The following is a 24,221-nucleotide window of genomic DNA, read 5'->3' as shown; positions in this document are numbered from 1 at the left end:
CAAAAATATGTTTAATTAGACAAAGTTTATTACTGAACGTCTGATTGCGGTTTCTTCGGATGATGAACTAACCGACCAACTACAACGATGACGCCGATAATGAGAAACGCGATGCCAGAAATAGTGAGGTTAAAGCTGGGTGTCGTGTTATGAAACAGATTGGCAACCAGACCCCAGAAATAAGGTGCAATGAATGACGCAATGTTAATGCCGATCAGCATCATAGAGGATGCTAGTGTAGCCGAATTAGCCGGTGCAACATCGGCCACCCGGCCAAATAGATAGGGGCCGACAAAAGCAGAAGTAATGCCTAAAAGGGCAGCAATGACAAACGTTAACCACAGCGTTCTGGATAGCGCCAAACCGACAATTAAAATTCCAGTCAGCAATGCGCTACCAGGCAGGACAGACGTTGCAATCCGTTTGTACACTGATCCATACACCAAACCGCCAAGCATTTGACCGCCGCCGACAATGGCTAAAATGAGGCTACCTTGGGCAGCTGTTCCGTATCCGCCAGCAATAATTAAGGTTGATGCTTTAAGTGTAACCAACGTGAACAACATCATGATTAGAAACCATAACAATGAGTATCCAATAACGGCTCGGTTAATAGATTGTTTTGGTTGGTCCTCATCGCCTTGTTGATGCCGATCACTTGGTACCACTAACGCAAACAGGGCCAAAATCAGGAACGAAATTCCGTAAACGATAAAGGTAGCATGCCAACCCATTGGCGTTAGCTGAGCAACGACTAGGAAAAACAAGATACTGCCAACCGCCGTTACTGCACCTTGAAATCCAAGTAGGGTTGCACGCTCATCGCCCTCATAATAGATGCTAAAAATACTATAGGCAATAGAATTGAACAGTCCTAAGCCTGCACCAAATCCTAGTCTGGCCGCTAAAATGACCCAGTAGCTATTGGTAAACATTGGCACAATTCCGGCGACTCCGGTAATTAGTAAGCCCAAAAGCACAGTATTTTTCATTCCGATATGATCGCTAATTGTCGAGCTAAAAATGACGAATATTAATACGGTAATACTTGGTGCAGTGATGAGACCCTCAACAGCAGCGTGGCTAACGTGGGGCAGACTGGCTTCCATCAATGGAATAACGCCAGCAACTGCATTTGCAGCCACTAACACAAGCGAAATTGACAGGATTGCAACCTTAAACAGCCAGCTTTTTGGTGAATGAACCATGATGACCAACTCCTTTAGTATAATGACAACAACGCTAAACACTTCTGTAAGCAGGTACACAAATGGTCTAAAATGGTAACGCTTACATTTGAACTCATTTTATCAACTATTGTGGTAAAAACTGGTAAAATATCTTTGAAAAAAGCACTATTGGAACATTATTTTTTAAATTGGTTTGGTTAGTATTTAAGAATAGCAAACAAACAACGCGACTTAGAAGGAAATAAACATGAATCAAAAACAAACAGCCCAAGTGTTAGCGAATTTTTACGCCTTATCGGACCTTGCCGTCAGTAAAATTACCGGTAAAGGTCGCTGGCTCAGTGCAGGTAACGAGCGTTGGCACGAACTGCGAGATTATCAATTTGAAACGCTTAATCGCATCATTGATAATCGAACCCAACTAATCTATTTTGCTGGCGACCATGGCGAGCAATATCTGTGGTGTCAACGACGCAAGGAGGACGGTATCCTCATCGGCCCGTTTATCAATTCAACAAACGTCGGGCACAAACTAAAAAGGGTGACTGGAGAAGAAATGCACCAGTCACCCTCATTAGCCGAACAATTTGATTATTTTTCTCACACTTATAATCGTCTATTGCCAACGGTTATCAGCCAAGCGCAATTAATCGCTAGCGTGGAACTACTTCTGACTGCATTGTTTGATCAAAAAACGGTCAATACGTTAATTCATCAGCTGACTAGCGGACTTCGTTTGCCACAACCCAAGGTCGACACTATAGTTAAAGATGCATCTTCCTTACAATCGGACCGTGCCTCCTATCAGGCTGAAACTGCCCTCTATAACACGATTAGGGCAGGGCAGGATGATCAGGTCATCGTTGCTTTCCAACGATTCTCCAACAGTGGCAACCCCGGCTTAGTTGTTCCAGGTAATCAGCTACGCAATGAAAAAGACTTAGCCATTGCGGCTACCACGTTAGCAACTAGGTCAGCCATTCAGGGTGGCTTATATGCAGATAGCGCGTACGCCATTAGCGATAAAACGATTCAGATGATTGAGGCCCAGACGAAAACGAAGGATGTTGTTGGGATTTTAATGACCCAAATGATTCGTTTTGCTAAAGAGGTTCGTTCAGCAAAGCAGCACCATTATTCGAAAGACATTAATGCAATCACAGCTGAAATATATGCTCATCGGGATACGGGCATTCGACTGACCACTTTAGCTGCGCAACAGCACAAATCCGCCAAGTATTTAGCAAACCGTTTTCACAATGAAACAGGTCGAACATTTATGAATTATCAAAATCAGTTCAGGCTAACGTTTGCTCAAGAGCAACTGACAACCACTTCGACCAGCATTACTGATATAGCGGCAATGATGAACTTTGAAGATGCCAGTTACTTCACGAAATGGTTTAAACGATTGTGTGGTCAAACACCTAGACAATATCGTCAGCAACACTAAACTGTGACTTAAATTAAATCGAGTAGAGAAACTTTAGCTAGTTGTATTATACAATTAGCTGTGTTAAAACACGTTGCCGTAATCCAAGCGTCATTACTGATTCAACTGATCAGCAACCACAAAGAAATGTCCTTCTGGATCGGCAAAATTAAATGTTCGCACGCCATTATTAACGATGATATGACCGGTGTTGGGTAATCTATTGTGAAGTTGCTCAAATTCATCACTGAATAGCATTAATGATGGCGTTGTAAGTGATACTTCAGGCGAATACCGTTTGATGCACGAAGTTGTAAATAACGAGATTTCAAGGGCTGGAGTGAATCGTAAGACAATATTTTGACTGTTGTCAGGCATTTCATTTGTTTCAGCAATTTCAGCGTGGAAATACTTGTGCCAGAAATTAGCACAGACAGCAACATTAGTTACATAAAGCATGATGCGATTTTTAACGATCATAATTAAACCTCCGAAAAATTGATTAGATGACGTGACGGTTGCGTCAAAAATTTAGACATATTGACGGCAAAGTGTTCGTGAATCTAAATGAAGTATACGAGACATGAACAGTTACTGTCGAACGATGCGTCTAAAAGACAAGACATTGAGGTTCAAGAGCATGGTTACGTTATTTGAAGAGCTTCTTTTACTACTTTGTATAATATATATTATGTAAACTAGAAAGTAAAAATAAAAGTCAACAGTCTTTTTAACCCCTTTTTCTCGAGGTTTACGACAAGGCCTGTCGACTTTTTTTTTGTTATTCTTTATCTAACTTAAAATAAACAATTACATATGACCATTCGCTAATTAACAAACCAACCGCGATGATACTTGTCAGCATAGCTGCCATCAGTATCACAGATATATGAATTGTCGAACCTGCGTTGATAATGCTACCTAACGTTAGCGGAACTGCAACCATAACAATCAACGCAAATAATGTTGTCACACGAGCACTGACATATTGCGCAGTTAACATTAATCGCCATTCGCGCTCATCATTATGAAACATGTCTACTGGTTCACCGTTCTCTTTAACATCAAAAATTTTAACACGATGCTTTAATCCCTTTTGCTGACTTCTTCTGAACATCACTAAGCTAACTAGAAGCACACCCCAGGTTAGGAACATTGTTATCCAAGATATCGCTGTGTCATTATGAGCTCCTTGACTCAATAACGTTAGCATGGGAACAAATAAAATTAAGAGAATTGTTTCCCAGATTGCTGTAACGACCATATTTCTTTTCACATTAACCACAAAAATCCCTCTTTTCTTTGCACTTATTTAATTGCCAAGTCAGTTAATATATTGATAGCATTTTAAAATTTTTAATTTCTTTGTTCTAATAAAACGTACATAAACAGATATGTCCATTTCTTAACCAATAAGATCAGAACAATCAAACAAACAATGATAAAGCTGAGCGCGTCAAGTGAAAATAAATTTGGAATCACACTGTCGGCTGCATCTTGAGCAATCTTTGGGAGCATGAAGGCTGTGACCAATGGAACACTAAGAAGTATGAGTGTCACGTTAGTACTGACATAATCGGCTTTCTGCATTACATGCCATTCACGTTCATCTGCTGGTGGCATATTCAGTGGTTGCCCAGTTCCCTTTAGATCAAAGAATTTCACATGATGATTTGGCGCAAAGTTCGCTTGTGTCATGGATAAAATAGTTAAATTAAATAAAACAAGTAACCAACCAATAAAATTGATGGAACTCTTGGTGTATGTCAGCACAATTAACTCCAGTAAGATAATGGTCCAAACGGAAGTGTTAATGAGCATGTTACGTTTAGTTTTGGACATTGCTGATTGTCTCCTTCTTTTTTCGAATCAAATATGTAATGCTTTTATTTATTCTGTGAAAACCAGCTATATAGTGCCAGCATGGTCCATTCCTTGATCAAGAATGCTGACGCAATTAGACAGACCACAATAAATCCGACTTTATCAATGTTTAGTGAGGTCAGCTGACCGGCATTAGAACTTTTAGCGTACTCAGGTATCAGGATTGTAGCAACCAAAGGAAAAATCATTAAGACTATTAAAACTCGAGTACTCAAATAGTCTGCCTCAAGTAATAACTGCCATTCACGTTCATCGTTGGGTAAATTACTCACCGAGTGATTGCTTTTCTGTATTTTAAGCAAACTCCTTATTCGATATACCGGCCGTCCATCTGGCAAAAGAAAATTTCGAGCGAGGATAAAAATGAACAAAGCAAGTATTGCAATGATGCCCCCGCTTGGTTTAAACAGATGATTGTGCCAACTAAAATATATAAACATACATCCCATGACAGTATCCGCAAGTGCGAAGCGTAGCATGTTTTTCTTTGTATCAGTCATGTCTGGCACCCCATAAAAATAGTTGATCCACTCTTAGCCCAAGTACATCGGCTAACTTAAATGCTAGGTCCAAAGATGGATCATATTTATCGTTTTCAATTGCATTGATGGTTTGCCTTGTTACCCCTGTTTTAGTCGCTAATTCGGCCTGAGATAGTTTTTGCTGTTTACGTGTTGAATTGATCACATTCTGCACGACCGTCAGCCCCTTCGCTAATTATTCTAATGTCAAACGTCTTTGACATCTAAAGTAAAACATCTTTTACATTTTATGTCAAACGTTCTTTACATTTCAGTTCAATAAAAAACATAATCACACTCAAAATTGACTAAGGACGCCCTTTAATTCTGATCAGTGATATCGATGATATTCTTGTGCACGTTTGAGTTGAAACGTAATAATTTCTTCCTCAATGGAGATTTGATGCTTGTTTTTGTCATTAAGCATGCGAAATGTCGTTAACAGCTGATGCGCTTGGTTGATAGCGTCTTGTTGATCATCGGCAAAGTAGAGTGCACCAATGACACGGCTCGTTAAACGCTTCAGCCGGCAATTAAAGTCTGTTGACAAATCGGATAATGCATCAATTTCCTGCCAAACTTCCTTGGCATCGCTAAATCTAGCACCCTTTACATACGTTGGTCGTGTCAGCAAGTCCTGTAAGTAATTAAGCCACAGTGTCTCTCTTAAATTAGCGGCGTATGAACCATTCATGTCTGCATAAAAATGGTAGCAAGTCTCTCCTCGTTCGACTAATGCACGTTTCCGCTTTAATGAACTGATGGTCCAAATCGCTGGACCAGCCAGTTGCAGTTCAAATAAGGACCACCGTGTTAATTTTTCCAAGTGTTCAACGGCAATTAAACTGGGTTCAACCGCCATGTTGAACATGTTCGTTCCGTATGCGCGCACTAATGTATAGATTTCACTGGCCAATAATCGATCAGATCCCAACCGTGAACTTTGTTTTGCTATATACAATTGTTTTAGTTCATCAAAACGATGCTGTGCATATAAATCGCTTATTGTATTAAGCAAGCTGGCCTCGGACGTGATTTGATGATTACGCCTGAGGTAATCAAATTCGGCTGCGCCAACACTAATCCGATCTAGTAACTGCCATAAATGAGTTGCATCCACATCGTACTGACCGTGTTCTAAACGACTATAAAAAGAACGTGAAACGATGCCCTGATAGACTTCTTTTTGGGTCAGCCTCCTAGCTTGTCTCAACTGTTTAATCACAATGCCGGCTGGCAAGATTGATTGGTCTTCGTTTTGCATATTCCGTTACCTCTTTTTATAAGTCTTTACATGTGCAGTATACGCCACATTTTCTAAAAATTGCCCATATGTCCGTCTACTAAACTGAGTGACAGACATGGAGGAATTCAAAATGAAAAAGTACATTTTGCAGTTTAAACGACAATTCATCTTTGCAATTGGTTTGTTAACTTTGTCGCAATCGTTGACGGTTTACGCGTCAGTCATCAATGCAAACATTCTAAATGCATTGATTAAACGGCAAGTAATTCTGTTCGTTCAACAGGTAGGAATACTGTTAGTCATCTGGAGTGTTGTCGCGCTTATTCAATATATTTCAGAAGTATTTGAACAGCACCTTATTCAAAACCTCGATATTGTCATTAGAACGGACATTGTCACCACACTAACCTCCGAAACATACAGCGCCTATAATCGGCGTGACTCGGCGGCTTACGAATCTTGGCTGAACAATGATCTGCAACTGATTAATCAGCAGGGCTTTGAAAGTTTATTTATTGTCATTGAAGACATTGCTGGTGCACTTTTAGCCTTAGCTACCCTAGCCTATTTCCATTGGTTGCTGGCTTTAGCAGCTGCTGTGCTGACTGCACTAATCATTTTTATGCCGCGCCTTTTGGATCGCCGACTAAATGTCACGAGTAACAGTTTAACTCGTCAAAATGAGCAATTTGTTAACGCCACACATGATGCGCTTCACGCCTTTGACCTGCTGTATGCTTTTCACTCCTTGCCCTTGCTAATTGTCAAAGTTCGTTCTGCCTCAATAGCACTGAAAAACGCAAACGTTAACCGGGCGGTCGTCCAAACGCAGATTAGTATAATCGGCTTTTTAGGTAATATTCTTTCACAAGTTGTTTTAATTGGTTTAGCAGGTTTATTGGCCGTTCAACATCTTGTCGGCCTTGGCACCATCAACGCGGTCGGCAGTTTGGCAGGCAATGTTTTTAATAGTTTGGGCAACCTGAGCAATACGCTTGGTTTGATTCGTGGCACACGGCCGATTTTTCAAAAACATGTTGATGAGCAGGCCTTCATGACGGCACCGTTTGCCCAATCAAGTAAGGCGCAGAAAAACGTACCAGTCGTTTTTCAATTAAATAAGGTGTCATATCATTATCCATCAAACTCGACGTTGCTATTTAATCATGTCTCTCAAACGTTCTATCAAGGTCAAAAAATCTTGCTAACTGGCGCAAGTGGCACTGGCAAATCAACCTTTTTGAAACTAATTGCCGGTTACTTACCGCCAACTGAAGGAACGATTAAGTTATCAGGACATCAAATATCGGCTAGGTCTGCAAACTACGTCCTAACTAAAGTCCTTTACCTAGACCAACGACCATTGCTTATTCAGGGCACGGTTCGAGAAAATTTGCTGTTAAATCAAACATTCACGGATCAACAGCTGATCCATCAACTGTTACTAATGAAATTGGTGACTTCAGAAAAAGATGGGGCTCTTTTTCTTGATTTACAAGTGGGCACTGACGGCAATTGCTTATCTGGCGGTCAACGACAACGGTTGGCATTAGCAAGAGCCTTATTACGTCAACCACAAGTGCTTCTATTAGACGAAGGCACTTCAGCAATCGATCCAGCCACTGCTATTTATATTGAGAAGTTATTATTAAACATGCCCGCTTTGACGCTCATTATGATCAGTCACACGGTTCACGATCAAGTTCTGCCATTATTTAGTCGTGTCATTGATTTTGCAAACCTAGAACAGTCAGTAAACAGCTTTTCACAAGGTATAAAAGAAAAACAACGTGTTTAATAAAAAGATTTTAGCATTGAGTTTGAAATAAAAATGCCGAGTACGAAAAATTGCGATTCTTTTACACAGTCCTTATGATGAACGTGTTCATTGAAAGCGCTGATAAATGTTTCTGTGTAAACATTACAGTTTCAAAGACAATATTGAGTTGGTATTAGAGAAATGGGGAGATATCATGCTTGCAATGGTTCTAGATCGTGTTAATGGTGTTTTACAGTTTGTGCCTGAAAATCGTGACATGCCCACTGCCACAACTGATAGCAGTGTAATGCAAATTAGGGCATTCGGCATCAATCATGGCGAACTCATTAATGAATTAACAAATCCAACTGTACCGCGCGTTCGAGGAATCGAGGCTGTAGGCACAGTTTATGCTACTTCAGAGGCCAGTAATTTTACTGTCGGTCAAAAGGTAATGACCATTATGGGCGGTTTCGGTTCCACGTTCGACGGGGGCTACGAAGAATATGCTGTTGTCCCAAATAATGTCTTATATCCATTAAATGTCAACATGGATTGGAGAGAATTAGCAACACTACCCGAAAGTTTTTATACAGCTTATGGGTCACTAAAGTTTTTACATTTGAGTGTTGGAAAAAGGCTTTTGATTCGCGGTGGCTCAAGCAGCGTTGGCCTAGCGGCGCTGTTGCTTGCCAAGGCAAAAGGTGTAACTGTAACCTCGACAACCCGAGATCCGAATAAGATTGCAGATTTAAAAAAATTGGGCGCTGATACCGTCTTGCTTGACAATGGCACTCTTAAAACGAACGAAAAATTCGATGGGCTCTTAGAATTAGTTGGCGCAAAGACGTTGCTTGATTCTATGACGCATGTTGAGTCCGATGGTTACTCAGTGCTAACTGGCGGTCTGGGTGGACAGTGGACCTTGGAAAACTTCAGCCCATTCGCCATCAACGGTTATCTGACAAAATTTCAATCCACAATCGTTAATAGAGATGATGTCGATGCAATGAGTAAGTTAATTCAAAAAGGCAATTTAAGTTTGCCAGTTATTGATACCTTTTCCTTGAAACATGTTAGTGACGCGCAAGATGATGTTGCAAAGACCACAAAAATGGGAAAAGTTGTTGTTATTGTCTAAAATTCAGCAATAACTAAATGAATCGGTTTTAAAATTCCCTGTTATTTGTAGCCAATAGTAAAACATTAAGAAGCACAAACAACTTGATTCTGCATGTTGAGAATCAAGTTGTTTGTGTTTGATATCAGAACTAGCTCACATAACGGATAAAAAAATTGGACTGTTATGCTGCAAAAATGAGGCCTAAATAGACAAAAAAAGTGGGTGAACACAATGACAGATTTAATTCGTGAAATTAAGCAAAATCATTTAGAACATGAGCTTTGGCAATCATTGATGGGTGTTGAGGTTGAAACTCAACGCGTTAATACTTCTGGGAAACTCAGCCGTCAACCTTATCCTGTTACATTGGGAAGCCGCAGTTCCCACCCCAATCTGCAAACTGATTTTGGCGAGACTCAAACAGAATGGATAACCGATCCCTTGTCGAACGATCACCAATTGATAATGCAGTTGCAGGCTCTTCACGATGTTTTTGTCAGAGAAATGGACGATTCTGATCGATTATGGCTCTTATCTATGCCCCCTGCTCTTACACATGAAGATCGATTATTTGTACGTGAACACTTTGATCGACCAAAATACCAGCACTACCGCGACTACCTCGATGGAAAATATGGAATTGCACACGGTCTAACCACTGGTGTTCATCTAAATTTTAGTATCACAGACAAATTAATTGATACAATTTCAAAAAGTCATTCAGTTTCCAAGGCAAAAACCGCTAACGTTTTATACTGGCGTGTAGTGCAAAATTTTCTGAAATATCGATGGTTATTGACGTATTTTTTTGGAGCCTCTCCAGTAGTCGAAAACGGTTATTTCAAAAACAGTCCAAGAGAGCTTCAAGAACCAGTTCGCAGCATTCGCAATAGCAATATTGGCTTCAATAACGGTGGACAGACGCACATCTCCTATACGTCCTTTGATCAACACATTAAAGATTTACAAGAAGCTATTAATAATGGTGAATTGTATGCTCAAATGGAATTCTATGGACCAGTTAGAATCAAGGGTCAGGCACACATCCCCGATTACAAAACTGAGGGAATCAAATATTTGGAATTTAGGGTTTTTGATACTAATCCATTTGTTCCGTTGGGCATTGATGAAAACGAGGTTAAATTTGTCCGAGCTTTTTTAACTTTTTGTCTGCTTCAGCCAATTGATCCAAATAGAATTCGAAATGAGTTAAAAGACGCATCATTACTCAATAATATAGTTGCGTTGCAAACACCGTCGAGAGTATTACCAAATTTAATTGACGCTAAAGAGTTATTTCATCGCATGGTATCTACGCTAAAAAAAGTTGGCATGCCGAAGTCCCTCGAACAAGCAATTGCACTTTATCAGTCGCAACTGGACAATCCCGAAGCTACTATTGCTGGAAGACTTTTAGGTGTGCTGTCTCAAGGCAGCCTGACACCGGAGATGCTTTCTATATCGAATTATCATTTCGCAGTCAGTTCTGGAGATACCCAAGAGATTATAACTGACGTTCCATTTTCTTTGAATGTTCAGGCCATGATAGCCGCTGCTATAAAAATTGGGTTGCACGTGGACTGGCCATTAATTACAGAAAAGATAGTGGTACTTGGTGACAGTAAACGATACAAAATGGTCAAGGCATTTAGTTCGAAAATAACAGCTAACGAGGCATATCTTCTCGCCATTTTTTCATCACACTAGTTTTGTTAGTAATGCGTTATCATTTGTAAGAATTTTAAAACGCTTCTGTCATTAATTTTTGGCAGAAGCGTTTTAATCGATATTATTCAGGCGTCATCTTTAACTACAAACACGTTAACGGTCGCATGCCGAACAACATAGGCAGTAACTGATCCCATGACCGCCTGACTGATGGCGTTCATCCCCGTAGCCCCAATCATGATTAAATCAATTTTGTGTTCTTCTGGGTAGCTACGAGCAAGTGTAGATTTAATATTGCCTTGCAGTAGCTTTGTTGAAAAGTTTGTAAAACCACTTTCCTTAACTCGCTTGGCAACATCTTCTAAATAATTTTCAGTTGCGAGCCGAACATCCTCGTTAAATACGGTCGCATTAGCGCCACCACCGTAAGCCGCATAGATGTTTGGATCAATGACTCGAACGAGGTGTAAACGGGCCTTGTTTTCTTTCGCCAAAGCAATGGCTGTTGTCAACGCCCGCTCAGCATTTTTGGAACCATCGAGGGGTACCATAATGTCTTTTGGTGGAAATGCCATCTTAATCGCCTCCTTCAAAGGGATTAGGTTTATGAAATCTGACTTATATATACCATAATTTGATTTCATCCTCACTTAATCTGCCTTTGAATGTTCAGTGAACATTTATAATCACTAAATCAGCGATTTTACACAATATTCCGAGCCTATGGTTTGATGTATGCGTACCCAGACTCCTGTAATTTAATGAGATCCAAAACGCCCACGGGAACCACAAGCACACCCTCTGGTAATTGATCAGCGGTAATATTGTGCGTACTCATTGAGTTATGGCAGGCGTGAAATTCGACGTCTGTAAAGCGACGGACGACATCCCGACCGTCTTGATCCAAATATTTGGTGATGGCAGCGCCATTGACCAATACAACTACTTGTAGCTGCTCCTTAGGTTCAGATTCGACGTATGTGGTTAAGTTAGCGACATTTTGCATCGTGTGAGTCCAGTGATCAGGCTGATCCACATGAAAGACAACCTTATGGCGCATTTCAACAGCTCCTTTAATTTTTCAGTTTTTTATAAAATAAAATTGGCTTGTTAAATCACAGCTAGCGGAATTTTATGTGTTGGCTTTGGAAATGCGGTATTTATCCGTGTCAGTTCTTCATCGCTAAGCACCAGGTCCGCCACAGCAACATTTTCTTTGGCATGGTCAACTGTCCCAGACTCTGGAATTGCCAACACATCAGGCAATTGAATGACCCATGCCAACATAATAGCAAACACCGACACATGGTGGGCCGCAGCAATGCTTTTCAGTGTTTCATTGTTTGCCAAGTTGCCACCCAGTGTATCGCCCTGTGCAATGGGTGAATATGCAAGTGTTGGAATATGATGTTTCTCTTGCCATGGCAACAAGTCAAACAAGGTGCCACGGCTTTGCAAGTTGATAAGCACCTCGTTAACAGCGACCTTGTCACCATCAGGCACGCTTAGCAATTCTTGCATATCATCCACGTCAAAGTTTGATACGCCCCACGCACGAATTTTGCCCGCCTTCTTAGCAGCTTCCATTGCACGAACCGTCTCTGCAAGTGGAATATTGCCCCGCCAATGTAACAGGTATAAATCAAGGTAATCAGTATTCAAGGCTTCCAAAGAACGGTCCAAACTACGGGGTAATTGTCTTACACTCGCGTTTTCCGGCAGAACTTTGGAAACAAGATACAAGTCATTGCGTTGACGTTGGTTTAACACCTCACCAACTAGCCGTTCAGAGCGGCCATTGCCATACATTTCCGCGGTATCAATCACTGTAGCACCGGCATCAAGTCCAGCAGATAGTGCCGCAATTTCGCGCGACCTGGTCGCCTCAGAGTCACCAATATGCCATGTTCCTAACCCGATTGCGGGCAGTAATTGCTGATTGATTGTGACTGTTTTCATCTGTAACACCCTCCCATTATTTCAACCACTTTTACCATACCTGTTTTAAAACTATCTCACCAGTTAAAACGCTTCTCTTCAATAAACACCATGCTATACTTAAAGAAATTGTGGTAAAGGAGCGGTCTAAGTGGCAAAGCGGAAATTTGGTCGGTCAATTAAATTAGTCGTTATTGCCATGCTAACGGTGGGTGTTACAAACGTAGTCGGCATCACTTTACCTGTGTTTGCCATGTCGTCGTCGAAGGCTGATCCACGATGCCAAACGACGATGACGACTACCAATCAAGCTGGTCAGCATGATCAACGGCATCTTGTGACGGGCAAACATATTGATCACGTTTCCAATAGTACTGGCTTTGTACAAGTTTTCCCTAATCGTCGTCGCCAAACATTTACTGGCGTTGGTGGCGCCTTAACGGACAGTGCTGCCAGTGTCATTCAAAAGAGCCGTCCGCAAACGCGCCGTCAAATTCTAAAAGCCTACTTTGGCGCTCAAGGAGCCCGTTACACGAATTTACGTTTGACGATTGGCTCAGCCGACTTTTCGACGTTTGGTTACACGTATGCTAAACAAGCCCCGCCAGCCACATTCAGTTTAAAAGCTGACGATGTTCACGTCTCACCGGTCTTACAGCAGATTCTCAGGCAAACACCCAACATTCAAATCATGGCAGCACCATGGGCGCCACCAAAATGGACGAAAGTTAGTCACCGACGTGATGGTCAGAACTTTCTCGTCAACAACGCGTTAAAGCGTTCTGCTATGCCTGCTTATGCCGACTACTTGGTTGAGTACGTTGACGCACAGCAACGCCGCGGTGTTGCGATTAAGACGTTGTCTCTGCAAAATGAATTACAAGCTAGCTCGCCATGGGAAGCAATGACGTGGACACCGGATGCAGCAGCGACCTTTATTACCCACTACTTAGGTCCTAAATTAAAAGCACGGCATCCACAAACAAAAATTATGGTTTGGGACTACGTTAAAAGTGATGCTACTCAGCCAATCATGATGGGCTTTAATCAATGGACCCAGAAGTTTTACGCGCATCGAGGTGTGCACCAATACGTCGATAGCGTGGGTGTGCACTGGTACGCCGCCAGTTTAAATGCTCAGATGAGCTTGGGCAACCTTAGTGGTCAACCAGCTTGGGATGATAATTTTAACAACCTCGACCGGTTTCATCGTCAGCAGCCACTACAACAGATTATTGCCACGGAAGCCGCACAAGAAAAAGGCGTTTGGCTAAATCAGTGGACGCCAGCAGCTCGTTACGGATATGACATCATCAACGATTTTGAACACCATGTTCAAGGGTATCTCGATTGGAACTTGGTCCTCAATGGTCAAGGTGGTCCGACCCACGCAGCCGTTAATCCTTGCGGCGCCCCGATCAATGTCTTACACGCTGGCACGTCGAAAGAACAATTGGTGATCAATCCCGCCTATTACGTTCTCAAAAGAGTCAGTCGTGATGTCCAACCTGGCGCCGTGAGTGTTGCTTCAACGACAAATCGCCAATTGGACCACACAGCCATTTTGCAACACGATGGCTCAACGCGACTTCTGCTTGAAAATCGGTCCTCCCAAGTACGAACAGTCCAGGCTGTTATCGGGCATCGTGCTTACAAAGTACGATTAACGCCGCATTCTTTCAACAGTCTGCGGTTACCTAAACAAACGGCAAAAAATTTGAAAACACCACCGATAACACATACGCCAACATCACTGAAGCGCTTGTCGCGGTTCGATAATCACTGGTTAACGCCAATTTATCGTTTCTTAGGCTTACAAGACTAGCAATTTAAAGATAAAGCACCCCATAATTTCGACTCATAGTCGTCATTATGGGGTGCTATTTGGTGTGTTTTAGCTATCCCACACCTGATCTTGAATCATGCCGCAAGCTTTCATAAACATATAAGTTACGGTAGGTCCAACAAACGTAAAGCCGTGTTTCTTCATGTCTTTAGCCACCTTACCAGCAAACGGTGTGCTCGTTTCCACTTCGTCGCGTGTTTCGTAGTTTTTAGTGTGGGGTACCTCGTCCACGAAATTCCACATGTAGTTGGCGAAACTGCCATATTCGTTTTGGACACCGATTATCGCCCGAGCATTTTTGATAACTGCCCGGATTTTTCTGGGATTGCGAATCATGTTTGGATCATTTAATACATTGTCAATATTTTCTAAGTCCATGGCCGCAACTTTAGCAATGTCCATTTGGTAAAAATTACGCCGGTAAGCTGGCAACTTGCTAGCAGCTGCTTGCCAACTCAACCCCACCTGAAAAACGCCAACAGTTAATAATTCAAACATTCGTTGATCGTCATGTGTTTCTTTCCCAAAATCACGATCATATTCGATTACCCCAGCTGATTTAGCCATTCGCCGACTCCTTAATTGCCTGCGCCGCTAGTGATCGATGAGGCAACTTAACGCAAGCTGATTTATTTGTGATTCTGATTATCGTAGGTTGTGGAACGTTTTAGGAACGCTTCATCGTTAGGATCTGACCCAACCCGACCGTTGCGGTCCAATGCTGCAATTGCGCGCATTTCTTCAGGCGTTAACGAAAAGTCAAAAACGTCCGCGTTTTCCTCAATTCGTTGTTGATGAACAGACTTGGGGATGACTACCTCACCGCGTTGAACGTGCCAACGAAGGACAATTTGTGCTGCACTCTTATGATGCTTGGCAGCCAAGTCAACGATTACTGGATCACTGAGCACGTCACTCTTGCCACCACCCAACGGGCTCCAGGCCTCGTGCACAATATGATTGATCTCACAATACTCGTGAACTTCATTTTGTTGCAGGTATGGATGTGTTTCAACTTGGTCAATCATCGGCGCAACTGTTGCTGAAGCCGTCAAATGTTCAATGTGTCGTGGTTCAAAGTTGGAAACACCAATTGCCCGAATTTTACCGGCATGGTACAAGTCTTCCATGGCCCGCCAATTTTCTTCATAGCCAGCAGCCGGCCAGTGAATCAGATACAAATCCAAATAGTCAAAGCCTAATAGGCTTAGTGACCGGTTAAATTGATCAATTGTTTCCTGATAGCCGCGGATATTATTCCAAACTTTGGATGTGACAAATAAGTCTTGTCGTGGCACACCACTTTGACGAACACCATCGCCAACAGCGGCCTCGTTTCCGTAAAAACTAGCCGTATCAATATGACGGTATCCCGCTTTCACTGCGTCAACAACACTGTCAACGACGACTTGCGGATCATTGACACGAAAGACGCCTAAACCAATTTGAGGGATTTCGACGCCATTACTCAATGTGATGTTAGGAATGTTTGAACTCATGTTTGTCATCCTTTCTCAAATAAACTTACTCGTCCATTATCTCGTGAATGCCGCCGTGTTTCAAATCCATTTGTTTAAGAAAAAGAATACGCAGTTTTAGTCGTTATCAGCACACGATAAATAATTGACGTAAAATTAAAGATAGTATGTAAATCTGATGAAATGCAATCAACTATGAAAGTTGGTGATTCTTATGCAAAGTGCTACGGTAATTAGCAACCACACATTTATCATGAAAGTCAGAACTGCGATTCTGCTTGCCTTTATTGGTGGTATGGTCGATGCCGATTCTTTTTGGTTTCACGGCGGTGTTTTTGCGAGTCTGCAGTCTGGTAACCTGGTTCTTCTTGGTATTAACATTGCTCGCGGACATTGGGTTGGCGTTTGGCAACGGTTGATTCCATTGATGATTTTCTTTTTGGCCGTTGGTGTTACCCGGATCATTCAGCAAACTATTTCTATTCGGTCGCTTCGCCAATGGATACGGATAACAATTGCTGTCGAATCGCTGTTAATTATCCTATCGGCCACGCTTAACTTCCTACCTAATATCGTCATTACATCGGGACTCTCGGCCGTATCCGGGATTCAACTACAATCCTTTCGTAATATCGACGGCGTGACGTTTAATTCGACGATGATGACGGGTAATATTCGTGCTTGTGCAGCCTTCTTGTTTGGTGGTCTCTGGCAACGCAATTGGGTAATGGTTAATCAAGGGCTAAAACTGCTCGGCATTTTCTCTGGCTTTTGTATTGGCGCCGTGACCCTTGTTTTTCTAAGTGATCAATTCGGGCAGTTATCATTGTTGCTAGCGGTAATCGTTTTAATCATTATTTTAGTGGACCTATTATCCACACATCTCACTGATTTAACTGAAAAATAAAAAGTCATTTTCACTCTTGCACTGTCATCAGACAATACCGTTGTGAAAATGGCTTTCTAAATTAACAACCAAAATTTTAGTTAATCTTTATAAGCGCGTTTGTAATCAATGACCCAAGCTAGGGCAAGTGCTTTTTCACCCAAATGAGCACCGATAACTGGCCCGAAATAACTTAGCTCAAACGGCATTTCAGGAAATTGCTTGGCTAGCTTGTCCCGCCATGTTTGCGCGGCAACTGGATCATTGCCATGGATGACGATGCCTCGTAGCGGATAGTCAACCTTTTGCTGTGCTTCAGTAAACAATGTCTCCACTCTCGCCAGCGCCTTTTTAGTGGAACGCACTTTTTCGAAAGCGACAATTTCATGCGTGTCATCATCAAATGTCAGTAATGGTTTGATTTTTAACACAGACCCAATGAAAGCTGAGGCGTTGGACAACCGGCCGCCACGCACCAAGTTCTGCAAATCGTCAACTACAAAGTATTCACCCATCGTGGCGCGCATTTCTTCCAGCCGAGCAATAATTTCATCAGCATCGGCACCATTTTTAACCATGTGTGCAGCTTCCAGAACCAAGTATCCCATCAACCTAACCGTAATTTGCGAGTCAAACGGAATTACTTTGATTCGATCACTAACTTCGCCAGCTACACCCTGCAATGAATTGACAAAGCCGGAAATGGTAGATGCTAAGTGAATGCTAATTACGGTATCGTAACCCTCATCAGCCAAATGGTTATATAATTCAATCATCTCACCTAATGGTGGTTGCGACGTACTGGGAAACGATTTTGATTCACGCAGTAACTGGTAGAATCCTTCCGTACTAATGTCGACACCTTCGTCAAAGGTCTTGCCGTCCACAACAAACGGAATCGGAACCACGTGAATATTATTTTCATCAACCTCAGTTTGCGACAGGTAACAGGTACTGTCTGTAACCACGGCAATCTTCATAAGCTCTCGTTAGCCTTCTTTTTTCCAAAATGTATTTTTCAATTTTAACACACATCAAAAAAAGCGACTACCACTCATCGACAAAATGATGGTATCGCCCCGATTGAACATAAATAATAATGTGGTAATAGCAAAAGTCTCTTATTAAACAGCAAATAAACGCTAGTTAACGCCGTTTTTATTTGTCCTGGATAAGCTCGTTTCTAACCGATTCAACAAAATTTGCAACAAGTTTTTCTCTTCGTCTGTCCACTTGTCAAATACCGTGGCGGTCAGTTGTTCGTACCCTTGGTTGATATCAGTCAACGCCTGTTGTCCCTGTTCCGTGACATGATAAATGAGTTGTCGGTGGTCACGGCCAGTTGCTTCTTTGTCGATCATGGCCTTATTGCCAAGACTCTTGAGCTGACGACTCAATGTAGATGTGTCAAGCGTAGTGGCAGCGGACAACTGTTCTTGCGTTGTGTGACCGTCTGCCAAATTCATCAACAATTGCCATTCTGCGATGGTTAACTGATATTGTTTAGTTAATGCTAATAATTGTGCTCGATGAATTTTCTCACTATCTCGTAAGGCTTCTAAACTCTGTTTCATATGTATGTACCTGCATTCGTTAATATTTTCTTAACCTGTATTGTATTGTACAATATCAAACTTGTGCTTTACAAGTACCATTATTCAATTCTTTATTTTGCCTTGTAAATTAGAGACGCTTATAATGATATGGACTGTTCTATAGTTTACTTAATCAAAAGTACACTAGCATTCATCATACAATTTTATTAAGGAGGTGCTTTGAAATGTCCTTTGATGGCGCTTTTACGCATGCAATGGTTACCGAGTTGCAACAGACCTTAACTGGTGGTCGAGTTGCTAAAATATCACAACCCTATCCTAACGAAGTTGTTTTGACCATTCGCAACAATAGCCAAAACTATCCTTTGCTACTGTCAGCTCATCCAACTTATGCTCGTTTGCAAATCACCCGCATTCCGTACGCCAATCCTGCAACGCCAAGTAACTTCACCATGATGTTACGGAAATACTTGGATGGTTCAATTCTCAATAGTTTGGAACAAGTTGAAAATGATCGGATCGTCCGGTTGGCATTTAACACCCGCAACGAATTAGGTGACCAGGAGACAATTGCCCTCACCATTGAAATGATGGGCCGGCACAGTAACGTCTTTCTAATTGAACAAAGCGATAATCGTATTCTTGATCTTATTAAGCACGTTAATCCTGACCAGAACCGGGTTCGTTCATTACTGCCTGGTGCTATTTACATCGCGCCGCCAAAACAAGACGACGTCAATCCCTTTACGACTAGCGCCAACGTTGACGATCTAGTTCGTGATTATCCTAATGAAGACGTTTTGGCTAAGCAGTTACAGCAAACCTTTCAAGGATTGGCGCGCGATACAGCACTGGGTCTAGCTGGAGCGTTGCATGCGACAGATGGTAGTGTGGAAGATCGTTTCACTCATTTCTTTGCTCAGTTCAATCAACCGGTACCGACATTAAATCGGCTAAAAAATGGTAAAACAAGCTTTAGTGCGTTTGCTATGCCAACGCCCAACCTTGATGACACACAAACATTTGCGACCCTCAGTGAGCTGTTAGACTTTTTCTATCAGGACCGGGCCGAACGTGAACGTGTTAACGAACAGGCGGGTAACCTGATTCACATTGTTCGTAACGAACTTAAGAAAAATCGTAGTAAGTTGAAAAAATTGCAGCAAACCATGGCTGAAACAAACCAGGCCGACAGTTTTCGAATTAAGGGTGAATTGTTGACGACTTACCTCAATCAGGTTAAACGTGGGATGACTGAAATCACCTTACCTAATTTTTACGATGATGAAAAGCCATTAAAGATTAGTCTGTCAAATCAGATTGGCCCGTCTCAAAATGCGCAGAAATATTTCAATCGTTACCAAAAGTTGAAAAACGCGGTTGCTTATGTGACGGAACAAATTCGCCTCACCCAAACTGAAATTGATTACTTAAGTAACATCCAGGCCCAGATTGAGCTTGCTAGTCCCAAAGATATCAATGAAATTCGTTTGGAATTACAGCAACAAGGTTATATTCGGGTTCATCGTAAACGCGGTAGCAAAAAGCCACGCTTACAGATCAGCCAGCCAGAAAAGTTCCATGCTAGTGATGGGACATTGATTTCCGTTGGTAAAAATAATCTTCAAAATGATAAACTTACGCTCCATACGGCTAAAAAGACGGATATTTGGTTGCATGTGAAAAACATGCCCGGCTCACACGTTATTATCCACAGTGCTGACCCGTCCGACGAGACGATCGATGAGGCAGCCAACTTAGCTGCTTACTTCTCTAAAGCCCGTGATTCTGCCAGTGTGCCGGTTGACTATGTTCAAGTCAAGCGCGTTCACAAGCCTAATGGGGCTAAACCTGGTTTCGTCATTTATGAAGGTCAGCAAACAGCCTACGCTACACCTGATGCTGAGCTAGTTAAAAAGTTACGCAGTTAAACTGACAAACGCTATACATTTGACGAAATAAAAGAGGATTCGCGCAAAATTGTGCGAATCCTCTTTTTGTCCCGTTGTACATCAGCTAACCTTGTTAGTTGATGATTTTAAACTCGTACGGAAACTTCACGTTTATTTTTGCACCTAATTTAAACTGAGCACCAACCAATGGTAAATTTGCGTGCCAACGCCTATCAAGATCAGCAGGAATATCGACCATTTCGACATCCCCACGTGTGGCCGTAATAAACGGGCCCTGACTGAAATCACGCCGATCAGCGGCCGTCGTTTTGTCTAACAAGGCGCGCACTAGCATGCGAATCCAATTAATTCCCGTGCCCTTGTTCAGTAAACCAAATTCTGGAAACGGTAAAGCAGTGGTGACCATTCTTGAATGCCCACTGAATGCAGAGAACAATGTATTATAAAAACCACTTTGTCGCATGGAACCAGGCTCCGCGTCAATCCCCGGCACACCTTGATTGTCAACAACCAGTCGATGCGTTGGTGCGTGATAATCCGTTTGAGCAACTTCAGCTGGGTCAGCTACGCCAATTTTATTTGTGTGGTAAACAATCCGGGTCAAAAATTGGTCACCATCTTGAGCCGCCTTGCTGGCCTTGTCCTTGTTAATAACAATGACGTTAATGTGACGCAATCGCAATGCACCAATTAGCTTCAGTCGATTGCCAGGCACAAACACCCAGCGTGGATGTTCCAAGTCAATAATGCCTAAAATATCCGAAATTTCCTGAGGTTCCAAGTACTGTTTATCGGTCAACTGTGGAATTAAGCTGATTGCGTTGGGATTATTATTGACGACTACCGTTTTGATGCCCTGTTGATGCAACTCACTAATCACGGTACTCATCACGTATTCCCCAGCAGCACCGTCGCCAAGTCGAAACGCACCGGTTGTGACTACCAGCGCAGTATTATCAGCTAGCGGTCGGCTTTCATTCTCCAGTTCGTACGTTGAATAGAAGGTTGGCACAACCTCTGAAAACTCACCGGCAGTCGGTTCAACGGTTTTATAAGTTGGGATGATACCAGCAGTGTGTGCCTGATTCATAACGGCATCGGCATTTGTTTGCCATAGCTGAGCGATAAGCCCATCACTAAAGCCATAATATTTTGCCCGTTGTAACCATTCTTCAGAGCCTGAATGAGCCGCAATATCAACTTCCAAATTATAAATATTACGTAATTTGTGAAAGTAAAATTCATCAATTTGCGTCAGTTCGGCTAATTCATCAGATTGATAACCGCGTCGAATTGCTTCTAGCAGCAACATCATACGGTTATCATGGGGGTGAATTAATTGCTGAATCAGATCGTTGTCTGATAATTTGGCCAATGCATCAAAAGCGAAATCGCGATTGTGATAGTGAGCTGCCCGCATCGCCTTTAACATCGCCTCTTCCAGTGAACGACCAATACCAAGCGTGGCACCCACCGATTTCTGTACGGTTGTGAGCTGACGGTCCACCTTCACCCCACGTCGTTCCGCCTCATCAAAAGCAAAGATTGGAAAACGGACAACAACGTGGTCTAATACTGGTTCAATTAACGCCGTCCGTTTTGCAAAACGACTCGACAATCGAACCTCGGGCAAAGAGATGCCCGTCATAACATTAGCGGCCACTAGTGCAATTGGATAACCACTAGCACGCGACAACATGGCTGAAACGCGATCGTAGTAAGGATTTACTTTCATAATAAAGTAATTATCCAACACTGGATCCAACGCAAACTGAACGTGCATCACACCGACGATATGTAACCGCCGGGCAACGCGAAATGCTGCTTGACGCAACTTTTGATACTCGCGATCCGTTAAGGTTTGAATTGGGGTCACTTCAATGGAATCCGCCGCGTGAATGCCAACTGGATCCATATCCTCCATGGCACCCAGTAAAAGCTCAGTCCCGCGTGCATCCCGAAGAACCTCAAAGGAAACCTCTTTCAGGCCGACAATACTCTGATCCACAATCACTTGGCGTGTGCGGGAACGCTCAAATGCAGCTGATAGTGCAGCATCCAATTGGTCCGCATTTTCGGCCAGTACCCGATCACCTTCACCCCGCGGTGCCACCGACTTAACGATCACTGGGAACCCGACCTGACGAGCAATATCAAACGCATCGGACGTGGTGCTAGCTACCTGCGATGTAATCACGGGTTCACCTAAATCACGAAGCGTTTGGTTCATTAACGCCGGATTGTTGATTAACCGGACTGTTGTTAATGGCATTCCTAAAACATTAATGTGCTTGTCATCCAAATAATCATGAGCAATCAATTCCTCAACAGTTCTCATTGCGGTGAGTCCGCCAACCGTTGGCACGATGCTGGTAATATGTTCACTTTCGATTACTTGTCGTACCGTGGCTACATCAGACGGATCACCCATAATCACTGTCGCGCCGCAGGCATTTTCCATTGAAAATGAAAACGGATTGTTATTTAAATAAACCGTATCGTAGTTGTGTTTATGAAGCACACTCAACGTTTGATACGTCGCAGCATCTAACTCTGTTTCGTGACCAAAATCATTTGGTCCATCACCAATCACTAACAAACGCTGGTGAACTGATGCCGTTTTTTCTGCTGAGTGCTCAGCTTGATTAAATGCCGCAAGCTGTGCAGTTGTTTGTGCACCCTGACTTGTTTCCTCTGCCATTAATGCTGTTCACCTCTAATTCCTGTGAGCTCGATGAAGTCATCAAACACCTGGGTTGCTTCCCAAGGACCCGGCGCTGCATCCGGAAAGAATTGAACCGAAAATGCTGGATAATCACGGTGACGTAAGCCTTGAATTGATCCATCAATCAAGTCGATATGCGTAATCAAAAGTTGATCACGGTTGATACTATCACGGTCAACGCCATATTCTTCGGCCTGCGCGGCATACATGATCTGATTCGTAATGATTTCGCGAATGGGATGATTCATCCCCTGATGGGCAACTGGTAGGCGTTGAATCGTTGCACCATTAGCTAGCGCAAATAGTTCGTGGCCTAACCCGATGCCTAATAATGGCACACGCGTTTCCAGTGTTTTAATGGTCGTTAAGATGTCCTTACCTAGATCACGCGGATCCCCTGGTCCACTCGACAAGATAATGCCATCTGGATCGAGGTTAAGAATATCATCAGCTGTTGTCGTATATGGCACCACAGTCACGTTTGCATCGCGAACCGCTAGTTCCCGTAAAATGCCGCTTTTTAAACCAAAATCCATGACCACAATGTTATGACCCATGCCTGGGTTAGCATATGGACGTGGTGTGGCCACCTGTGAAACTTGCTGATTTGTTAGCACAATGGCATTGAGTTGGTCAAACGCGTGCTCATCGGCAACGTCCACGATGCTGGCATTGAGACCATTATGAGTTCTCAGCTTACGGACTAATTGCCGTGTATCAATTCCGGAGATACCTGGAATGTTATGGACACGTAGAAATTGATCCAAACTTAGAGATCGTTGTCGATTGGTGGACACTTCTGCCACTTCACGCACAACGACCCCTTTAGCAGTCGGCAGAATTGATTCATAACTTTCATGATTAACGCCCACAGCGCCAATGGTTGGTGTGGTAAAGACAATTATTTGATTGTGATAAATCGGGTCAGTAATAATTTCTTGATACCCGGTGACACTCGTATTAAAAACGATGGTGCCGCTTGTGGTTGCCGGCGATCCAAACGCTTGACCTTTATAGGCCGTGCCATCTGAAAGAATTAAATAGCGTTCTGTCATC

At 42.6% G+C, this 24,221-nt stretch carries 23 protein-coding genes; 7 read left to right on the top strand and 16 right to left on the bottom strand.

Annotated elements, in window-relative coordinates:
* Positions 1–29 precede the first annotated feature (29 nt).
* The gene (locus tag LROSL1_RS06690; RefSeq protein WP_178914128.1) at positions 30–1,208 is read right to left on the bottom strand and encodes an MFS transporter; all 1,179 of its coding nucleotides are present in this window, start codon (positions 1,206–1,208) and stop codon (positions 30–32) included.
* A 229-nt stretch (positions 1,209–1,437) separates the two neighbouring features.
* Between LROSL1_RS06690 and LROSL1_RS06685 the strand changes: the two genes are divergently transcribed.
* The gene (locus LROSL1_RS06685) at positions 1,438–2,643 is read left to right on the top strand and encodes a helix-turn-helix domain-containing protein (protein WP_178914127.1); all 1,206 of its coding nucleotides are present in this window, start codon (positions 1,438–1,440) and stop codon (positions 2,641–2,643) included.
* A gap of 93 nt (positions 2,644–2,736) precedes the next feature.
* On the opposite strand, the gene LROSL1_RS06680 is transcribed toward LROSL1_RS06685, so the two are convergent.
* From LROSL1_RS06680 to LROSL1_RS06655, 6 genes are all read right to left on the bottom strand, one after another.
* Positions 2,737–3,102 carry a VOC family protein gene (locus LROSL1_RS06680; RefSeq protein ID WP_178914126.1) on the bottom strand — a complete coding sequence of 122 codons (366 nt, stop codon included), beginning with the start codon at positions 3,100–3,102 and terminating at the stop codon, positions 2,737–2,739.
* 301 nt (positions 3,103–3,403) lie between these two features.
* A complete protein-coding gene (locus LROSL1_RS06675) occupies positions 3,404–3,907 on the bottom strand; it encodes a hypothetical protein (protein WP_178914125.1) in 504 nt (167 codons plus the stop codon).
* Between the two features lie 71 nt (positions 3,908–3,978).
* Positions 3,979–4,464 carry a hypothetical protein gene (locus LROSL1_RS06670; protein ID WP_178914124.1) on the bottom strand — a complete coding sequence of 162 codons (486 nt, stop codon included), beginning with the start codon at positions 4,462–4,464 and terminating at the stop codon, positions 3,979–3,981.
* Between the two features lie 44 nt (positions 4,465–4,508).
* Complete coding sequence (locus tag LROSL1_RS06665; protein WP_178914123.1) at positions 4,509–5,006, bottom strand: hypothetical protein; 498 nt, start codon at positions 5,004–5,006, stop codon at positions 4,509–4,511.
* The gene (locus LROSL1_RS06660; protein ID WP_178914122.1) at positions 4,999–5,202 is read right to left on the bottom strand and encodes a helix-turn-helix transcriptional regulator; all 204 of its coding nucleotides are present in this window, start codon (positions 5,200–5,202) and stop codon (positions 4,999–5,001) included. The genes LROSL1_RS06665 and LROSL1_RS06660 overlap by 8 nt, the downstream gene beginning before the upstream one ends.
* Before the next feature lie 156 nt (positions 5,203–5,358).
* Positions 5,359–6,291, bottom strand: coding sequence for a helix-turn-helix domain-containing protein (locus tag LROSL1_RS06655; RefSeq protein ID WP_178914121.1), 933 nt, complete (start codon positions 6,289–6,291; stop codon positions 5,359–5,361).
* 112 nt (positions 6,292–6,403) lie between these two features.
* On the opposite strand from LROSL1_RS06655, the gene LROSL1_RS06650 reads away from it, so the two are divergent.
* From LROSL1_RS06650 to LROSL1_RS06640, 3 genes are all read left to right on the top strand, one after another.
* Positions 6,404–8,071, top strand: coding sequence for an ATP-binding cassette domain-containing protein (locus tag LROSL1_RS06650; RefSeq protein WP_178914120.1), 1,668 nt, complete (start codon positions 6,404–6,406; stop codon positions 8,069–8,071).
* A 175-nt stretch (positions 8,072–8,246) separates the two neighbouring features.
* Positions 8,247–9,173, top strand: a complete 927-nt coding sequence (locus LROSL1_RS06645) for a zinc-binding dehydrogenase (RefSeq protein WP_178914119.1) — start codon at positions 8,247–8,249, stop codon at positions 9,171–9,173.
* Positions 9,174–9,386: 213 nt separating this feature from the next.
* Complete coding sequence (locus tag LROSL1_RS06640) at positions 9,387–10,862, top strand: gamma-glutamylcysteine synthetase (protein ID WP_178914118.1); 1,476 nt, start codon at positions 9,387–9,389, stop codon at positions 10,860–10,862.
* An 86-nt stretch (positions 10,863–10,948) separates the two neighbouring features.
* Here LROSL1_RS06640 and LROSL1_RS06635 read toward each other — a convergent pair whose 3' ends face one another.
* The 3 genes from LROSL1_RS06635 to LROSL1_RS06625 form a co-directional block, all read right to left on the bottom strand.
* Entirely contained in the window at positions 10,949–11,398 is a 450-nt protein-coding gene (locus LROSL1_RS06635) for a universal stress protein (RefSeq protein ID WP_178914117.1), read from the bottom strand.
* A gap of 146 nt (positions 11,399–11,544) precedes the next feature.
* Positions 11,545–11,883, bottom strand: coding sequence for a DsrE family protein (locus LROSL1_RS06630; protein WP_178914116.1), 339 nt, complete (start codon positions 11,881–11,883; stop codon positions 11,545–11,547).
* Positions 11,884–11,933: 50 nt separating this feature from the next.
* On the bottom strand, positions 11,934–12,782 hold the full coding sequence (locus tag LROSL1_RS06625; protein WP_178914115.1) for an aldo/keto reductase: 849 nt from the start codon (positions 12,780–12,782) through the stop codon (positions 11,934–11,936).
* 130 nt (positions 12,783–12,912) lie between these two features.
* Between LROSL1_RS06625 and LROSL1_RS06620 the strand changes: the two genes are divergently transcribed.
* Complete coding sequence (locus LROSL1_RS06620; RefSeq protein WP_178914114.1) at positions 12,913–14,586, top strand: glycoside hydrolase family 30 protein; 1,674 nt, start codon at positions 12,913–12,915, stop codon at positions 14,584–14,586.
* A 69-nt stretch (positions 14,587–14,655) separates the two neighbouring features.
* Here LROSL1_RS06620 and LROSL1_RS06615 read toward each other — a convergent pair whose 3' ends face one another.
* Both LROSL1_RS06615 and LROSL1_RS06610 read right to left on the bottom strand, forming a co-directional pair.
* Positions 14,656–15,174: a DNA-3-methyladenine glycosylase I gene (locus LROSL1_RS06615; RefSeq protein ID WP_017261849.1), complete on the bottom strand. Its 519-nt coding sequence runs from the start codon at positions 15,172–15,174 to the stop codon at positions 14,656–14,658.
* A gap of 62 nt (positions 15,175–15,236) precedes the next feature.
* Positions 15,237–16,106 (bottom strand): aldo/keto reductase, encoded by an 870-nt coding sequence (locus tag LROSL1_RS06610; RefSeq protein ID WP_178914113.1) that lies wholly within the window; start codon positions 16,104–16,106, stop codon positions 15,237–15,239.
* 193 nt (positions 16,107–16,299) lie between these two features.
* Here LROSL1_RS06610 and LROSL1_RS06605 point away from each other — a divergent pair, with 193 nt between their 5' ends.
* Entirely contained in the window at positions 16,300–16,992 is a 693-nt protein-coding gene (locus tag LROSL1_RS06605; protein ID WP_178914112.1) for a YoaK family protein, read from the top strand.
* Positions 16,993–17,072: 80 nt separating this feature from the next.
* On the opposite strand, the gene LROSL1_RS06600 is transcribed toward LROSL1_RS06605, so the two are convergent.
* Together LROSL1_RS06600 and LROSL1_RS06595 are read right to left on the bottom strand one after the other, a co-directional pair.
* Positions 17,073–17,951, bottom strand: a complete 879-nt coding sequence (locus LROSL1_RS06600) for a DegV family protein (RefSeq protein ID WP_178914111.1) — start codon at positions 17,949–17,951, stop codon at positions 17,073–17,075.
* A gap of 162 nt (positions 17,952–18,113) precedes the next feature.
* The gene (locus LROSL1_RS06595) at positions 18,114–18,545 is read right to left on the bottom strand and encodes a MarR family winged helix-turn-helix transcriptional regulator (protein WP_017261842.1); all 432 of its coding nucleotides are present in this window, start codon (positions 18,543–18,545) and stop codon (positions 18,114–18,116) included.
* A 206-nt stretch (positions 18,546–18,751) separates the two neighbouring features.
* On the opposite strand from LROSL1_RS06595, the gene LROSL1_RS06590 reads away from it, so the two are divergent.
* Positions 18,752–20,458, top strand: a complete 1,707-nt coding sequence (locus tag LROSL1_RS06590; protein WP_178914110.1) for an NFACT RNA binding domain-containing protein — start codon at positions 18,752–18,754, stop codon at positions 20,456–20,458.
* A 94-nt stretch (positions 20,459–20,552) separates the two neighbouring features.
* Here the strand turns inward: LROSL1_RS06590 and LROSL1_RS06585 are convergent, their stop codons facing one another.
* Together LROSL1_RS06585 and LROSL1_RS06580 are read right to left on the bottom strand one after the other, a co-directional pair.
* A complete protein-coding gene (locus tag LROSL1_RS06585) occupies positions 20,553–23,141 on the bottom strand; it encodes an ATP-binding protein (protein ID WP_017261840.1) in 2,589 nt (862 codons plus the stop codon).
* Positions 23,141–24,220: a carbamoyl phosphate synthase small subunit gene (locus tag LROSL1_RS06580; RefSeq protein WP_017261839.1), complete on the bottom strand. Its 1,080-nt coding sequence runs from the start codon at positions 24,218–24,220 to the stop codon at positions 23,141–23,143. Before LROSL1_RS06580 ends, LROSL1_RS06585 begins: the two co-directional genes overlap by 1 nt.
* Position 24,221 lies beyond the last annotated feature (1 nt).

Origin of the sequence: Furfurilactobacillus rossiae, from assembly GCF_013394005.1 — a bacterium.
Taxonomy (GTDB): Bacteria; Bacillota; Bacilli; order Lactobacillales; family Lactobacillaceae; genus Furfurilactobacillus; species Furfurilactobacillus rossiae.
This window is presented reverse-complemented; position numbering and strand designations above follow the sequence as displayed.

Coding starts and splice junctions, on each gene's coding strand:
- LROSL1_RS06605 (WP_178914112.1), top strand. CDS start 16,300: ATGCAAAGTGCTACGGTAATTAGCAACCACACATTTATCATGAAAGTC.
- LROSL1_RS06655 (WP_178914121.1), bottom strand. CDS start 6,291: ATGCAAAACGAAGACCAATCAATCTTGCCAGCCGGCATTGTGATTAAA.
- LROSL1_RS06585 (WP_017261840.1), bottom strand. CDS start 23,141: ATGGCAGAGGAAACAAGTCAGGGTGCACAAACAACTGCACAGCTTGCG.
- LROSL1_RS06615 (WP_017261849.1), bottom strand. CDS start 15,174: ATGGCTAAATCAGCTGGGGTAATCGAATATGATCGTGATTTTGGGAAA.
- LROSL1_RS06595 (WP_017261842.1), bottom strand. CDS start 18,545: ATGAAACAGAGTTTAGAAGCCTTACGAGATAGTGAGAAAATTCATCGA.
- LROSL1_RS06610 (WP_178914113.1), bottom strand. CDS start 16,106: ATGAGTTCAAACATTCCTAACATCACATTGAGTAATGGCGTCGAAATC.
- LROSL1_RS06590 (WP_178914110.1), top strand. CDS start 18,752: ATGTCCTTTGATGGCGCTTTTACGCATGCAATGGTTACCGAGTTGCAA.
- LROSL1_RS06680 (WP_178914126.1), bottom strand. CDS start 3,102: ATGATCGTTAAAAATCGCATCATGCTTTATGTAACTAATGTTGCTGTC.
- LROSL1_RS06670 (WP_178914124.1), bottom strand. CDS start 4,464: ATGTCCAAAACTAAACGTAACATGCTCATTAACACTTCCGTTTGGACC.
- LROSL1_RS06650 (WP_178914120.1), top strand. CDS start 6,404: ATGAAAAAGTACATTTTGCAGTTTAAACGACAATTCATCTTTGCAATT.
- LROSL1_RS06685 (WP_178914127.1), top strand. CDS start 1,438: ATGAATCAAAAACAAACAGCCCAAGTGTTAGCGAATTTTTACGCCTTA.
- LROSL1_RS06690 (WP_178914128.1), bottom strand. CDS start 1,208: ATGGTTCATTCACCAAAAAGCTGGCTGTTTAAGGTTGCAATCCTGTCA.
- LROSL1_RS06625 (WP_178914115.1), bottom strand. CDS start 12,782: ATGAAAACAGTCACAATCAATCAGCAATTACTGCCCGCAATCGGGTTA.
- LROSL1_RS06580 (WP_017261839.1), bottom strand. CDS start 24,220: ATGACAGAACGCTATTTAATTCTTTCAGATGGCACGGCCTATAAAGGT.
- LROSL1_RS06645 (WP_178914119.1), top strand. CDS start 8,247: ATGCTTGCAATGGTTCTAGATCGTGTTAATGGTGTTTTACAGTTTGTG.
- LROSL1_RS06630 (WP_178914116.1), bottom strand. CDS start 11,883: ATGCGCCATAAGGTTGTCTTTCATGTGGATCAGCCTGATCACTGGACT.
- LROSL1_RS06665 (WP_178914123.1), bottom strand. CDS start 5,006: ATGACTGATACAAAGAAAAACATGCTACGCTTCGCACTTGCGGATACT.
- LROSL1_RS06640 (WP_178914118.1), top strand. CDS start 9,387: ATGACAGATTTAATTCGTGAAATTAAGCAAAATCATTTAGAACATGAG.
- LROSL1_RS06635 (WP_178914117.1), bottom strand. CDS start 11,398: ATGGCATTTCCACCAAAAGACATTATGGTACCCCTCGATGGTTCCAAA.
- LROSL1_RS06600 (WP_178914111.1), bottom strand. CDS start 17,951: ATGAAGATTGCCGTGGTTACAGACAGTACCTGTTACCTGTCGCAAACT.